The sequence below is a fragment of the Nostoc sp. 'Peltigera membranacea cyanobiont' 213 genome (assembly GCF_002245975.1).
Taxonomy (GTDB): Bacteria; Cyanobacteriota; Cyanobacteriia; order Cyanobacteriales; family Nostocaceae; genus Nostoc.
Genome location: NZ_NOLI01000088.1, coordinates 19,596 through 34,177 on the forward strand (window position 1 = coordinate 19,596; position 14,582 = coordinate 34,177).

The following is a 14,582-nucleotide window of genomic DNA, read 5'->3' on the forward strand; positions in this document are numbered from 1 at the left end:
TTTCTTGAACATCTTCTGGGGAAAGGGAAGCGGTAATGTTTTGGTATGCCATTGGATATTTACTCTGGTGAATCTGTTTGTTATGATTCCCAGTGAGAAATGCGATCGCACAATAGTTAAGAAGACGCGATTTATCGCGTCTTTATTATTTTTATTATTAACGCGATGGTTTCTTACCAAAGCCATAGTGCAATCTATCCATAATCCAATTTTGGAAGTTGTCAATGTAGCTAAATATGACTGGTACTACCACCAGTGTTAGGAGGGTGGAAGTTGTGAAACCGCCCATAATAGCAATTCCCATTGGTTGACGAACTTCAGAACCCGCACCAATTCCCAATGCCAGGGGCAGAGTCCCTGCGATCGTTGCCAGAGAAGTCATCATAATTGGACGCAGACGTGACACGCCCGATTCTATGAGTGCCTGACGCTGGGTTTTGCCTTGCTGCATATTTATGATTGTGTAGTCAACTAGCAGAATCGAGTTTTTGGTGACAATTCCCAACAGCAGGATGATACCAATTAGGGCATAAAGTCCCAGGGGTTTTTGAGCAACCATTAACGTTACCAGTGCGCCACCTAAACAAAAGGGCAAGGCAGCCATAATCGATAATGGATGAAGAAAGTTGTTATACAGCAGCACCAGAATTGCATAGATACACATTAATGCCAGCCCCAACGCGCCACCAAAGCGCCCGAAAATCTCTTGCATAATTTTGGCGCTACCGGAAGGTTGCTGTACTACCCCTGGTGGTAAGTTTTGCATCACAGGTAGTTTGTTGATTGTTTCTACAGCCTCTCCCAAAGAAATCCCTTGCAAGTTGGCTTCTACGGCAACTTGACGGGCGCGATCGTAGCGGTTGATGGTTGCAGGTCCGCTACCAAAACGGATGTCTGCAACTGCTATCAGGGGAATCAATCTGCCATTTTGACTGGGGACTTGGAGGTTGGTAATTGTGTTGATATCAGCACGGGCTTTCGGGTCGATTTGGACGCGAATGGGGATTTGGCGATCGCTTAAATTAAATTTGGCCAAGTTGGACTCATTATCGCCGATGGTTGCAAGGGAAGCAGTCCGAGCGATCGCTTGTACTGTCACTCCCAAATCTGCTGCCCGTTGCGGGTTAGGAATTACTAAAATCTCTGGTTTAACCAAACTCGCAGTCGAAGACACTTCAACCAATCCACGCAGCGATCGCATCTGCTTTTCTAAGGCATCAGCAGCTTGAGTCAATGCTTGGGGATTTTCACTTCTCAGAACAATTGATAAACCTTTACGACTGTCCCCTGGTGACTGACTTTGAAAACTAATTCTAGCTCCTGGTATTTGCTCAAAGTCAGGGCGGACTCGATCCTCAAACTGTTTTTGGGAAATATTTCGTTCTTCTCTGGGTTTGAGATTAATGGAAAGGGTTGCAGAATCGATCTCTTCTGTCGCTAGTACGCGTTCAACTACTGGGTCTTTTCGGATGATGTCAGTGGCTTGTGTGACTACCTTGTTAACATCTGACAATGTAGAACCAGGAGGTAGTTCTATAGATACGTTAGAAATACCGAAATCGCCATCATCAACAAAACCTTTGGGAATCAAGGGAACCAGCATTAGGCTGGCAATAAAGAAAGCTAAAGCGATCGCCATTGTTGTCAATCTATGGCGTAACGCCCACTGTAAAAGCGATCTATAAGGTTGAAAGCCTTGATGCTTATCATCTCCAAGTTTTCTACTTCCATTGCCACCACCTGGAAGTGTAAATTTAAAATTAAAAATTTTGATTACTCCCCCTGCCCCTCTCCTCTCCTCCTTTAAAAGATACGCCCCCATCATCGGCGTAACCATCCGCGCTACAAGAGTTGAGAAAATTGTGGAAACGGCAACGGTAACACCAAATGGTTGGAAAAACTGCCCTGGAATTCCACCCATAAAAGCAACGGGCATAAATACGGCAATAATCGTTGCTGAACTTGCTATTACTGCTAATCCTACTTCGTCGGAAGATTCAAAAGCGGCTTCCCAAGCTGATTTGCCCATAGCGATATGCCGTTCCATGTTTTCAATTTCCACAACGGCATCATCTACCAAGTTGCCCACCGCCAACGCTAATGCCAACAAAGTCATGTTGTTGAGGGTGTAACCAAGGGCTTGCTGCACTGCAAAAGTGGGAATTATTGACAAAGGTAAGGCAACAGCCGTAATTAATGTTGCTCGCCAGTCCCGCAAAAACACTAAAATAACGATGACAGCCAGCAGCGAAGCTTGAATTAATTCATCAATGGTGCTTTGGTAAGATTGGCGGACAATATCGGCTCTAGTAAAAATTAAATCCAGCTTGACATCTGCGGGAAGTGTTTTTTCCAGTTCTTTAACTGCGGCTTTCACTCCTTGTTCCACTGTCACCAAAACACTGCCAGTACTACGCAACACCTGGAAAGCCACCACGGGTTGATTATTTAAGGTGGCGGCTTGGCGCACATCGCCAAATTTATCTTCTATAGTTCCCAAACTGGATAATGGTACGGAACCACCTTGTGGTAAGAGGATTTCGTAAGTTTTCAAAATATCCACACTGGTGGCACTTCCTAATGTACGGATACTTTGTTCGCTACCGCCAACTTCAGCCCGTCCACCAGGTAAGTTAATATTCAAAGTGCGGATTTGGTCGTTTACCTGGGTAGCGGTGATACCCAGAGATTGTAAGCGGTTTGGATTAAGATTAATCCGAATTTCTCGGTCAACTCCACCGATCCGCTGAATTTGCGCCACACCACGGACTCCTAATAAGGCGCGGCTAATGGTTTGATCGACAAGATTGCTTAATTCTTCTACAGAACGCCGATCTGATTTCACTGCGTAAGTAATCACCGGTCCGCCGGCAAAATCCAGACGTTCCACAACTGGATCGTTGATATCTTGGGGTAAATCTTGACGAATTTGAGCGATCGCATTGCGGACATCATTGGTGGCGCGATCGCTATTTGTGCCCAAAACAAAGTTGATTGTCGTCGTAGAATTTCCATCGCTGACAGTGGAAACCATAAAATCGATATTACCCAACCCCGCGACGGCATCTTCAATTTTTTTCGTCACTTGCGATTCGAGTTCTGCCGGCCCCGCACCCGGTTGGGTGACTTTAATCAAAACTGTTGGTATATCGATATTTGGGTTAATATCAATCCCCAAGCTGATGAAGGAGAACCAGCCCACCACTGTCAAAATTAAAAATAAAACTATCGTGGGAACAGGTTTTTTGATCGACCAAGCTGAAATATTAAAGGACATGAGGAAATTTTAGATTTGTCATTTGTTATTAGTCATTAGTCATTTGTCATTTGTCATCGGTTATTTCTCCCAAATCTCCCCATTCCCTTTTACTTTGCGACTCGAACCTTATCGCCATCTTTGAGATAGCCTGCACCATCAACTACGATGCGATCGCCTAATTGCAAACCACTCTTGATTTCTACTTTGTCCTCATTTGCAGGATCTCCTAACTCTACTTTCTGGGTGCGGACTATATCTCCACTTGATAAGGTGAATACAATTACACTTGAGTCTGCTTGAGACTGGACTGCTTTTTGCGGCACTACCATTGTCATCCCAGAGTTAGTAGTAATTGCAGCATTAGCAAACATCCCTGGTTTAAGTAAAGTTGTTGGCGGTAAGTCAATTTTGACTGTAGCCTCACGCCTTTGATCGTTCACCTGTGGTTGGATGTCTCTGACTCGTCCCTGCGATCGCACGCGCCGATCGACATCTGAAGTAATTTGCACTGATGCGCCAATTTTCACCTGATTTAATTGAATTTCGGGCACCTTCGCCTGAAGTTCTAACTTTTCATCTCGGATAATCGAAAATAGCTTTTGTGTGCCACCAATCACAGTTCCCACCTGGGTTTGCGGTGGTACACCAGTCACATCACCGACTCTAGCAAGTTTCTCAGCAATTACTCCTGCAACCGGCGCACGGACCACAGTTTGTCCCAACTGAGTTTGGAGTTGTTGCACCTTAGCAGCACTGCTGCGGACATCAGCTTTGGCTTTGTTGATGATAGCTTTGGCGTTACCAATATTCGCCTGGGCGCTACCAATATTCGCCTGGGCACTACGCAGATTTTCTTGGGATAAATTCACAACTTGTATGGCAGTTTTCACAGCGTAGGAACGAGTATCGAGTTCTTGGTTACTAATGGTTCCAGAGTCAGCGAGTTGTTGATAGCGCTGATAATTCTTGGCTGCTTCTTCTAGCTTTGCCTTAGCTTGAGCTAAATCTGCTTGTTTTTGCTGAACTATGGCTTTATTTGATGCCAAATCTGCCTGCTTGGATGCCAAATCTGCTTGTTTTGATTCTACATCTGCTTGTTTTGATTCCACATCTGCCTTTGCTTGGCTAATTTGATTTTGTAGTATGGAACCATCTAACACCGCCAACACTTGACCTTTTTTGACAAAAGCCCCTTCTTTGACATCTTCGGGGATACTTTTGATTTGTAAGCCGTTTGTCTGTGGTAAAACCGGAATTAAATCACTCGCGGCTACAGTTCCAGTAGTTTTAAGGGTGCGGACAACACGGGCGGTTTCTACTGTGGCGATGGTGACTGTCATCGATGGGTTAACTTGTTTATCTGCTACCGGGCTTTGTTGACGGGATGGAAGACGACTTAATACACCCATCCCACCAAAGGCGATCGCAATTCCTAAACCAGCACCCAAGAATAATGGCTTCAACCATGCCCTGGTTGGTTTTTGATCTGATTTGCTTAAAAAGCTAGCATCTTCAGAGATTACGGGTTTTGTCACCTCAACTTCTGAAATACTTTCATCGCTCACAGTCCCACCTCCACTTTCTGTCTATGCATACCAATCTTGGTATTTTCTTAAGAAAACTTGAACTTTATTTACTTCCCATCAACTATGACCCATTTCATAGTAAATGTCTTTCGCTGACAACAGTATATAATACAACTATTTAACTAAGAGTAATTACCAAGGTAGATGCTTAGAAAATTTATGTAGATTATGATATAAAAAATTATCTCATCTCATCTAGCTACTCTAGGTCACACACTATATGGATTTAGATCGCTGTCAACCAATGCTTAATATGGAAAACTGAATAAAGCGAATCTAGATTTATTTAATTAGAATATGAACAGTCGGTGTATTTTATCAAACCAGCAAATTATTTTGTCTACGCAACTTTTAATTCCTCTAAAGCGTTTGTGTTATCAGGAAGCCATGCATCCAGGCATAGATCGAGCTAGCGTCCACAGCTACACGTGAGTTACAAAGGAGCAAACTCCATAATTCCAGCCAGGGCGGCTCTGATGATGGAATTTTGAAATCAATCAATCAAATCAATAAATAATTGGTATTTACCAGAGTAACCATATATGTTCAATGCCACTGAAATTTTAATTGATGCCTTTGTAGATGAAATACGAGAAGGCTACCGTCGCACTTATGGCTGCTTCAAAAATGATTATCAGGATATTATCGCCTGGGCTGGTAACATGGCTTTGGAAAACATTGCCAATAGTGATGCCCTTTATCACAATGTTGAACATACCGTTCTTGTCACCCTTGTGGGGCAAGAAATCTTACGTGGCAAACACATCAGAGAAGGCGGTGTTTCCAGTGAAGACTGGTTGCATTGTATCATTTCCTTGGTCAGCCATGATATTGGCTACGTTAAAGGAGTTTGCCGACAAGATCAAGAAGGAGCAGGTTTATATTCCACAGGTAAAAATGGCAGAATGGTTTCTGTAGCTCCTGGCGCTTCTGATGCCAGTCTCACGCCGTATCATGTTGATAGAGCCAAGCTTTTTATTGATGAACGTTTTGGAGGTCACAAGTTAATAGATGCTGAGGCAATTAAGAGCAATATTGAATTGACTCGGTTTCCTGTGCCTGCGGCAGAAGATCATCAAGATACAAAGTGCTTTGCCGGATTAGTTCGGGCGGCTGATTTGATTGGTCAACTAAGCGACCCGCGTTATCTGAAGAAAATTACTTCTTTATTTTACGAGTTTGAAGAAACTGGTGTAAATAAAGTTTTGGGCTATCAAACCCCTGCCGATTTACGGAATAACTACGCTAAATTTTACTGGAATGGTGTCTATCCCTATATTCAAGACGGACTGCATTATCTGTCATTGACACAACAGGGCAAACAAATTCTGGCTAATCTCTACTCAAACGTATTTGTTGTAGAACACGAAAAACAACAGCAAGAACAGCAGCGTTATTTAGAGAAATTAGCAGTGGGGAGTTGATAGTTGGGAGACGCGATTAATCGCGTCTGTACAAGATTTGGTAGAGACGCGATTAATCGCGTCTGTTGAGAATTATTAATCATGAGTTATGAATTAAGATAAAAGTTTAAGAACTGATAACTCATAATTTATAACTCCTAAATACTATGGATTGGTGGCGACGACTAAAGAAAAATCCTTTGGCACAATTTGGGGCGATTTTGCTGTTAATTTTCTACATAGCAGTAATTGCAGCAGATTTCGTGGCTCCTTATGACCCTTACGCCTCACAGCCCAATGGTTCATTGCTACCCCCAACTCAGATCCACTGGGTTTCTCAGTCAGGGCAGTTTATCGGGCCCCATGTTTATCCCACGACTCAGGGAGACACAAATTTAGAAACAGGCGATCGCAAACTCATTGTAGACTTCAAAAAGCCATCACCCCTGCGTCTATTTGTCTCCGGGCCAGAATACCGATTGTTACAGATGAGTTTGCCATTACCTCCAAAGTGGGATGAAGTCACAATCTTTGCCGGTATTCCCTTAAATTGGCATTTATTTGGCACAACAACTGGCGCAAAAATCAACATTTTGGGCACTGATGACCAAGGACGCGACCAATTTAGCCGCTTGTTGCATGGCGGTCGCATTAGTATGTTTATCGGGATTTTTGGCATTATTATTACCTATCCCCTCGGTTTGCTCATCGGTGGAATTTCCGGTTATTTCGGCGGTGTGACTGATAGCGTCATCATGCGTTTGGCAGAAGTGCTAATGACTTTTCCTAGTATTTATCTTTTGGTGACTTTAGGGGCAGTCTTACCAGCTGGTTTAAGCAGTACCCAGCGCTTTTTGCTAATTGTGGTGATTACTTCGGTTATTAGCTGGGCTGGTTTAGCACGGGTCATTCGAGGACAAGTACTATCAATTAAAGAGCGAGAATTTGTCCAAGCGTCACGCGCGATGGGTGGAAACCCAATTTATATCATCCTCCGCCACGTTTTACCGCAAACGGCTAGTTATGTAATTATCTCTGCTACTCTTGCAATTCCCAGCTTTATTGGTGCAGAGGCAATATTGAGTCTCATTGGTTTGGGAATTCAACAACCAGACCCTTCTTGGGGCAATATGCTTTCTCTCGCTAGCAATGCTTCAATTTTGGTACTGCAACCCTGGTTAATTTGGCCGCCGGCTGTACTGATTATCCTCACAGTCTTAGCATTCAACTTACTCGGTGATGGGCTAAGAGATGCCCTTGACCCCCGCAGTTTGAGAAGATAAGCCTTCAAAATAGCAAATACGAGCGCACAGATTAGTCCGATAAATCAGAGTTACAGTAGATGCTGATGGAATTGACTACAACTTTTCATGCCCTCAAAGAATGGGCTGTCACCATAAACGCCTTGGAAAGTGGCAAAACAATTATGTTGCTCCGCAAAGGTGGTATCCATGAACGAAATGGACATTTCCAAGTTGCCCACAGGCAAATTTTGCTTTATCCTACTTATGAACATCAACAAGCTTTCATGCTGAAAGCGGAGTATGCTAATCGTGTCTATCCAGTAACATCAGGTTGGCATCCTGAAACAGTTCGTATTGGTAGTTGGGCTGAAATTACCGATATTTTGCCAGTTAGTAACGAATTTCTTGTTAACGCCTTGCTTCCTTTCCATATTTGGAACGAGGATTTTATTAGCGATCGCCTCAAATGGAAACCACGCCAGCCCCTTTATATTCTCCTCCTGCGGACATATAAACTACCCCAAGAGCAAGAAATTCCTTACGATCCTAAGTACGGGGGTTGTAAGTCATGGATTGATCTAGATCGACCAATTGACTTGCAAGGAACAACACCAGTTTTATCTAACTTTGCATACACCCAATTAGTAGAGACAATTCGCGGGATTATTGGCGATAAGCTGTATGCTTCATCCTTGTAATAATTAGTACCGCTTCTCTAGGAGACGCTATGCGTAATTCGTAATTCGTAATTCGTAATTCGTAAGGGTTTTAGACGTTTCAAGGTGGGTAAAAAGTTTTGGTCAAAAATTCCTCTGTAAGCTCTTTTCTCTGTGTTCTCTGCGCCTCTGTGGTTCAATAAAATACTTTTCTACCGCCGAGATACAGAGAACGCAGAGATTTTAAGAGTCACCTTGAAATGGCTAGTTGTATAATTTATGAGTTGACAAAAAAGCCAAGAAGTGCATAAAGAAAATGCAGAAAAACAAGCGATCGCTTCATAACTCAAGATAAATGCTTGTTTTCTTAACAAGTTCCTCAAATTGTTTTGCTATAAGTATAAATATAGGGCGAAAATCTTTAAGAAATTTAAAATTCAAAAGTCGCTAAACATAGTTGAGGGATCGATCGTTTTTGACAGGAAACCCGAAACCGTAAAGACCAATTACCAGCAAAATCGGAGGTCTATTATGATGTTTAAAAAGATTCTAGTTGCATTAGATCGCTCGGAAATAGGACAACAGGTTTTTGAAGAAGCGTTGGGTTTAGCAAAGTTAACACAAGCTAGCTTAATGCTAGTGCATGTCTTATCTCCAGAAGAAGACGGTAGCCCTTACGTACCTGTATTGTCTAATTTTGACTACTATCCAGGATTGAGCAGTCAAAGCTTTGATTTATACCAAAAGCAGTGGGATACCTTTAAAAATTTAGGAATCCAGATGCTGCAATCTTTCTGTGCCCAAGCGAACACAGCAGGAGTAAGTACAGAATTTACACAAAATGTTGGTAATCCTGGCCGGGTTATTTGTGACTTAGCCCATAGTCATGGTGCTGACCTAATTGTTATGGGGCGGCGGGGTCATTCTGGGCTAATGGAACTATTTCTCGGTAGTGTGAGTAACTACGTTCTTCACCATGCTCTTTGTTCGGTTCATGTTGTGCATCTTTCAGTTGCTGTTAAAAAAGATGGAGTTGTCAAAAGAACTACAAGTACTTTAAGCGTTAACTAACTACTACTTTTCAAACTAGTTCTATAGAGTCAAATCGCTACTGCCTATCCTTAACGGCACGGTATTGGGCTAAGATGGAGCGATCGCTTTTTCAGTGAAAAAGAAAAAGTCTGCTATCCAAAATTAGAGTTGAGAGCGAAAAGTGGATCTATGAAAGAAGATACTATCGAGATCGCTGGTTTTCATGCTCATGTTTACTTTGATACTGCGAGTCGAGATGTAGCCGCGCGTGTACGTGAAGGATTGGGCGCTAGGTTTGAGGTGCAACTCGGACGCTGGTTTGATAAGCCCATCGGGCCACACCCAAAAGGAATGTATCAAGTTGCTTTCTTACCGAATCAGTTTGATAAAGTCGTTCCCTGGTTAATGCTCAATCGTGAGGGATTGGATATCCTCGTCCACCCTGAGACAGGCGATGCTGTCGCAGACCACGCGGTTCATTGTTTATGGTTAGGAGAAAAGCTAGATTTGAATATTGAGTTTCTTCGACAGCTTAGTTCGACTGTATCTAATTAAGGGAAGTAGCTCACTTGATTGGGTAAACAAAGTTCTGGTCTGAGGCGTAAAACTTTATTATGAGGACTAAAGTTCCCACTATAAACCTTTAATGATTTACGCCATCCTACTCATGCGATCGCAAGAAAGGGAAGATAGATAAAGTAATTCCAAATAACCGTTTATTAACATGGCCTTTGACAATATAAATGAGGCATCTGTTTTACAGAATGCTATGCTATTAATCAGCATTATCATAAAAATAAATTTTTTTGATGAAAAATATCTCTGCGAAGGAAAAAATTGCAGGCATTTCTCTATTTGGCAAACCTAATTTCAGAGTCACGAAAAAACAGATTTTATTTAGTACCCTGATTCTATGCCTTGGTTTGCTAGCACTGGGAAGTTTCTGGTTTAAATCTAGATATAAATTTGATAATCAGATGAGTGTAAAACTACAAGAATTATCTAATGTTGATTATCCCGTCAATCCCGCACCTTTAAGCAAAAACTTTCAAAGATATTCTCAGAGAAAATTAACAATTATCAAGAGAGATGATACACATTTCGATTTTGTGTTTGAGCCAACAGACACAAAAACGGCAAAAATAGTTATAAGAAATGTTGATTTAGAGCTATTAGTCCCGAAAGCACCCAAATGGGTTAAAAAAGATCGAGGTTTAGAAACAATCGCTTTTACAGACCGAGAGTGGAATAGACAACAGGTTAGTTTTCCTGCTAATTCACCAAATATAGAAATTATTGGAGGAGACGGTTTTGAAAAGCAAAACCTTGTAGAAGTAGCTTTGGCTAATAATTGTTTAAATGCTGGATTTTGGGAAATTTTACTTTTCACTAAAGATGATGGCAATAAATCCCTTTATTATCAAAGTTGGTTTACCTTCCCAATGGGACATTACAAAAATATTTTTGAAAAAATTAATAATATTTCTTATTGGCAACATTGGTGGAAATTAGAACACTGGCAAGATCCAAGCGGCACAATAGTCAAAACTAATCTTCTGAGAAACGTAATCGATCAAAAAGAAGTTGCTACTCAATTTCCCCTTGATGAAAAGATAATTGTATCGGGAGAGCAAAGTAGAAAAGTTAGAACTACGCTAGCAACAAATATCACCAAGTGGAGAGATTTTTACGACACTAAAAATGAAATTAAATTTGCCAGTTTTCGACCGCCAGGATTTTACGATCAAAACAAGCCTTGGGGAAATCAATATTGGAGAATAGGCAAATTTGATAAAGCCATTTTAAGGAACGTTAAACCGATTGGCGTTGCCAAAAATTTACAAGAAATAGAGTTAGTATTCACCGATACTAAAACTAATGAACAAAATCGATTATTCATCAGTGGTATCGATCTTAAAAAGCTTCCTAAATTGCCTGTAGAAGATTATCCTAAAGGCTTATATATGCCGATGGGGATTGGGATACCTCCTTTTTATCAAAGCTATGATGACTTAACAAAAAACCATCCAGATGTCAGCCCATACTTCAGTTTTTTACTAGATTCACAGGAGCGGTGGATAGATCATCACCATTTAGCAGTTGATGGTTCAGTGATGCATCTCGATAAAGATAACCCAAACCTTTTGCATCTTTACTTGCTATCTTACGAAAGGAATACTTTGATAGCTCATTTTTTGATAAATTTAAAATAGATACATCCCTTCTCTTATTCTCTAGTAAGAGAAGGAAAATCTTTATAGATGGAATTGAAGTAACTGGTTAATTTTAATATTTAGTCAATTTGTACTTGCTTAAGCAAAGCTATCCACATATCAGACGGATCTGAATAATAATCAACTTCTTCAACTTGATATTGATAAGATTCACAACCTTCTCGTAAGATAATGCGATCGCAGGGTTTAATGCCTTTACCTACTCCAGTCATGTATCCTAGTATTCCTTCATTGATGCGCTCAAATACGTAGTCACTTCCATAAACTAGCTGGCTATAATCGTGGATTTTATTCTTCTGCTTTAATTCGTTTCCTGGAAAGCTAACTAGAGCTAACTTACTTAAAAAACTAAAACTTAAGTTCATACCTGTCCCGATCAAAAACATAAGTGAGTTCTCCCAAAGAAGAAATCTATAACAAATAGTTCTGGACTCAAGGTTAATCTCAATCCCTTTCAATCACCAATCTAGAATCGAACAGGTGAACAATCTAGTTAGTAATCAACCACATTGACAGCTATTAAAGGCAATTTATCACCCAATGTCTAATTAAGTAGTTTGTTGAGAAGGTACTTAATAATAATCTTAAAAGAAGATCAATAATTTGCAATTATTTTTTCTTAAATCTTAATTTTAGTTATTAATACTTGAGTTAATGTTTGATTTTACTTCCTGATATCTTTTGACCGATAACCATCTAAATTTACAGTACCATCAATCGCAGCTTCAACTGTAAAATCACCGAATTATTAGACAAGATGGGGTCAGATATGACATTCTTTTACTTAACTAGATAACTTTAAATTTGTAAAGATTTTATATTTTAAAAATTCCATCTATGTATATTCTTGACTATAAATAGAATTTACTCCTTACTTGTGCTTTTTAGAGCTACATCTATGTGCTTCAGTAGTACTTCTAGGGTGGAAGAATTATCTAAAACTATATCTGCATAAGCCAATTTTTCTTCAATAGATAATTGGCTATTGATTCGAGCTTGTGCCTGTTCTCGATTTAAATGGTTTCGTTGGATCAATCTTTGTAGTTGTTGTTCTTGGGAACAATGCACTACCCATATTTCTGTAACCAAATCAGTCATTCCTGCTTCAAATAATAGAGGCACTACTAACACCAGTGTTTCTGAGGAAGATAGAGAAATTGCTGTGAGGAAGCGATCGCGCACATCAGGATGAATCAAATTATCTATCCAGTTGCGTTCATCTTGACGATTAAAGATAATTTCGCCTAACTTTTGGCGGTTGAGGCTGCCATCTGGAAGTAAGATTTTTTCGCCGTAACGTTGAGCGATCGCACCAAGAATAGGCGAACCTAAAGATACTGCCTCTCTTGCATAAATATCTGCATCCAGAATCGGCAGATTATAAGCGCTAGCTAAATAATTAGTGACAGTGGTTTTGCCTGTGGCAATACCTCCGGTTAAGCCGATTATACGTTTTGTCATTTGTCATTGGTCATTTGTCATTGGATATTAAGAATTGGTTGCCCATGTTATTAGTGCTTGGGTTAAACCATCTAAAGTATATTCTTGGGCTTCTACATCTACACGCCCGAATAAAGCATGACAGGTTTTAGAGGTTTGAGGCCCGATAGAGGCAATACAAACGCCCTCTAAGAATTGACTAGCATCAGAGTTATTGGAAAATATCTTGTCAGTAAGCTGACAGAAAAATTGCACAGTTTTAGAACTTGCAAAGGTAATTATATTTACCTTACAGTTTTGGAGAGCTAATTCTGCGGCAGGTGGAACACCACTAGGACAACAAGATTGATATGCAGCAACTTCAATTACTTTTGCTCCCTTGAGAGTTAATTCCTTAACTAAAACTTCTCTTCCGCCGCTTTCGACTCTGGGAAATAAAACTTTTTTACCATCCAGTTCCTCTGGGAAATTTTCTACTAAAGAATCAGCAACAAAGTTGGGAGGAATAAAATCTGCTTGGAGAGAGTATTGTTTGAGACTATCGGCTGTTTTCTCGCCAACTACAGCAATTTTGATACCTGCTAAGGCACGAGTATCTTTACCTTGGGCGATTAACCTTCCAAAAAAGTAATCTATGGCATTGGTAGAAGTGAGAATTAACCAGTCGAACTGAGATAAATGAGCGATCGCATTATCCAAAGCTACCCAACTGGAGGGCGGGCCGATTTCTAATGTAGGCATTTCGATGACTGATGCACCTAATGCGATGAGGCGATCGCTAAATGTACTTGACTGTCCAACTGAACGTGTCACCAAGATTGTTTTGCCAGTGAGGGGTTGGGTAGAGGCGGAGAGGTTGCTTAACATTGGAGTTTGGGGTGTAGTCGAATCCTGACAACCTATTTTCTCAGGTTGTAAGTACTTATTTAGCCCAACAACTTCGCCAACAACAATTACCGCCGGGGAAAGTGATAATCCGGTGGTTTGTTCCAAAATATTGCCCAATTGCGCCATCCAAATTTGTTGACGAGGAGTTCCTGCCCAACGAACGATCGCAATGGGTGTTAAGTGCGATCGCCCGTTTCGCACCAGTTGATGTACAATTTCTGACAGATGTTGCCCTCCCATCAAAATTACCAGTGTCTCTAAGCGTGAGAGTGCCTCCCAGTCTAAAACCTCTGGTTCATGAGCTGTAAGCACTGCAAAACAACGACTCAATACCGGATCTGTAAGCGGAATTCCTGCTAATAAGGGTGCTGCAAGGGCTGAGGAAATTCCTGGTACTAGTTCAAAATCACAACCAGATGCCTTTAAAGCCTCAATTTCGGAAGTACAACGCCCAAAAATCAACGGATCGCCTGATTTAAGCCGTACAACTTGTTTTTTTTCCTGGCAATGCTTTACTAGTAACTGATTAATCTCACCTTGAGTTGTGCTAGGTTTACCACCGCGTTTCCCAACATCTAACTTTAAGCAATTAGGTGGTACACACTGCAATAATTGAGCATCTACCAAAGCATCGTAGACTAAAACTTGAGCAGTAGCTAAGAGATTGTAAGCTTTTACTGTTAGGTATGCCACATCTCCAGGCCCAGCACCTACAAGGTAGACTTTCCCCCTTTCTTTAATCTTTGTCATTTATCATTTGTCATTTGTCATTTGTCATTTGTCATTTGTCATTTGTCATTTGTCATTTGTCAATAATCAATAGTTCTTTTTCCTCTGCTT

The 14,582-nt window shown here is 40.9% G+C and carries 11 protein-coding genes; 6 read left to right on the plus strand and 5 right to left on the minus strand.

Annotated features, from left to right (window positions below):
* Positions 1-157 precede the first annotated feature (157 nt).
* The gene (locus tag CDG77_RS21895) at positions 158-3,277 is read right to left on the minus strand and encodes an efflux RND transporter permease subunit (protein WP_094331434.1); all 3,120 of its coding nucleotides are present in this window, start codon (positions 3,275-3,277) and stop codon (positions 158-160) included.
* Between the two features lie 89 nt (positions 3,278-3,366).
* Positions 3,367-4,824 carry an efflux RND transporter periplasmic adaptor subunit gene (locus CDG77_RS21900; protein ID WP_094331435.1) on the minus strand — a complete coding sequence of 486 codons (1,458 nt, stop codon included), beginning with the start codon at positions 4,822-4,824 and terminating at the stop codon, positions 3,367-3,369.
* Between the two features lie 563 nt (positions 4,825-5,387).
* Between CDG77_RS21900 and CDG77_RS21905 the strand changes: the two genes are divergently transcribed.
* The 6 genes from CDG77_RS21905 (at position 5,388) to CDG77_RS21930 (ending at position 11,393) form a co-directional block, all read left to right on the plus strand.
* Positions 5,388-6,269 (plus strand): Npun_R2479 family HD domain-containing metalloprotein, encoded by an 882-nt coding sequence (locus tag CDG77_RS21905; protein ID WP_094331436.1) that lies wholly within the window; start codon positions 5,388-5,390, stop codon positions 6,267-6,269.
* Between the two features lie 146 nt (positions 6,270-6,415).
* The gene (locus tag CDG77_RS21910) at positions 6,416-7,531 is read left to right on the plus strand and encodes an ABC transporter permease (RefSeq protein WP_094331437.1); all 1,116 of its coding nucleotides are present in this window, start codon (positions 6,416-6,418) and stop codon (positions 7,529-7,531) included.
* A gap of 59 nt (positions 7,532-7,590) precedes the next feature.
* Positions 7,591-8,190 carry a DUF1802 family protein gene (locus tag CDG77_RS21915; RefSeq protein WP_094331438.1) on the plus strand — a complete coding sequence of 200 codons (600 nt, stop codon included), beginning with the start codon at positions 7,591-7,593 and terminating at the stop codon, positions 8,188-8,190.
* Positions 8,191-8,682: 492 nt separating this feature from the next.
* On the plus strand, positions 8,683-9,219 hold the full coding sequence (locus tag CDG77_RS21920; protein ID WP_094331439.1) for a universal stress protein: 537 nt from the start codon (positions 8,683-8,685) through the stop codon (positions 9,217-9,219).
* 150 nt (positions 9,220-9,369) lie between these two features.
* Positions 9,370-9,735 (plus strand): DOPA 4,5-dioxygenase family protein, encoded by a 366-nt coding sequence (locus CDG77_RS21925; RefSeq protein WP_094331440.1) that lies wholly within the window; start codon positions 9,370-9,372, stop codon positions 9,733-9,735.
* A 254-nt stretch (positions 9,736-9,989) separates the two neighbouring features.
* Entirely contained in the window at positions 9,990-11,393 is a 1,404-nt protein-coding gene (locus tag CDG77_RS21930) for a hypothetical protein (RefSeq protein WP_094331441.1), read from the plus strand.
* A gap of 80 nt (positions 11,394-11,473) precedes the next feature.
* Here the strand turns inward: CDG77_RS21930 and CDG77_RS21935 are convergent, their stop codons facing one another.
* The 3 genes from CDG77_RS21935 to cobA form a co-directional block, all read right to left on the minus strand.
* Complete coding sequence (locus CDG77_RS21935) at positions 11,474-11,779, minus strand: hypothetical protein (RefSeq protein WP_223269916.1); 306 nt, start codon at positions 11,777-11,779, stop codon at positions 11,474-11,476.
* A 499-nt stretch (positions 11,780-12,278) separates the two neighbouring features.
* Entirely contained in the window at positions 12,279-12,875 is a 597-nt protein-coding gene (gene coaE, locus CDG77_RS21940) for a dephospho-CoA kinase (RefSeq protein WP_094331444.1), read from the minus strand.
* Positions 12,876-12,902: 27 nt separating this feature from the next.
* On the minus strand, positions 12,903-14,492 hold the full coding sequence (cobA, locus tag CDG77_RS21945) for a uroporphyrinogen-III C-methyltransferase (RefSeq protein WP_094331445.1): 1,590 nt from the start codon (positions 14,490-14,492) through the stop codon (positions 12,903-12,905).
* Positions 14,493-14,582: the final 90 nt, after the last annotated feature.

What these genes read in the sequence shown, in the direction of transcription:
- CDG77_RS21895 (WP_094331434.1), bottom strand. Translation starts at nt 3,277, where the DNA reads ATGTCCTTTAATATTTCAGCTTGGTCGATCAAAAAACCTGTTCCCACG.
- CDG77_RS21905 (WP_094331436.1), top strand. Translation starts at nt 5,388, where the DNA reads ATGTTCAATGCCACTGAAATTTTAATTGATGCCTTTGTAGATGAAATA.
- CDG77_RS21910 (WP_094331437.1), top strand. Translation starts at nt 6,416, where the DNA reads ATGGATTGGTGGCGACGACTAAAGAAAAATCCTTTGGCACAATTTGGG.
- CDG77_RS21915 (WP_094331438.1), top strand. Translation starts at nt 7,591, where the DNA reads ATGCTGATGGAATTGACTACAACTTTTCATGCCCTCAAAGAATGGGCT.
- CDG77_RS21920 (WP_094331439.1), top strand. Translation starts at nt 8,683, where the DNA reads ATGTTTAAAAAGATTCTAGTTGCATTAGATCGCTCGGAAATAGGACAA.
- CDG77_RS21925 (WP_094331440.1), top strand. Translation starts at nt 9,370, where the DNA reads ATGAAAGAAGATACTATCGAGATCGCTGGTTTTCATGCTCATGTTTAC.
- CDG77_RS21930 (WP_094331441.1), top strand. Translation starts at nt 9,990, where the DNA reads ATGAAAAATATCTCTGCGAAGGAAAAAATTGCAGGCATTTCTCTATTT.
- CDG77_RS21935 (WP_223269916.1), bottom strand. Translation starts at nt 11,779, where the DNA reads ATGAACTTAAGTTTTAGTTTTTTAAGTAAGTTAGCTCTAGTTAGCTTT.
- coaE (WP_094331444.1), bottom strand. Translation starts at nt 12,875, where the DNA reads ATGACAAAACGTATAATCGGCTTAACCGGAGGTATTGCCACAGGCAAA.
- cobA (WP_094331445.1), bottom strand. Translation starts at nt 14,492, where the DNA reads ATGACAAAGATTAAAGAAAGGGGGAAAGTCTACCTTGTAGGTGCTGGG.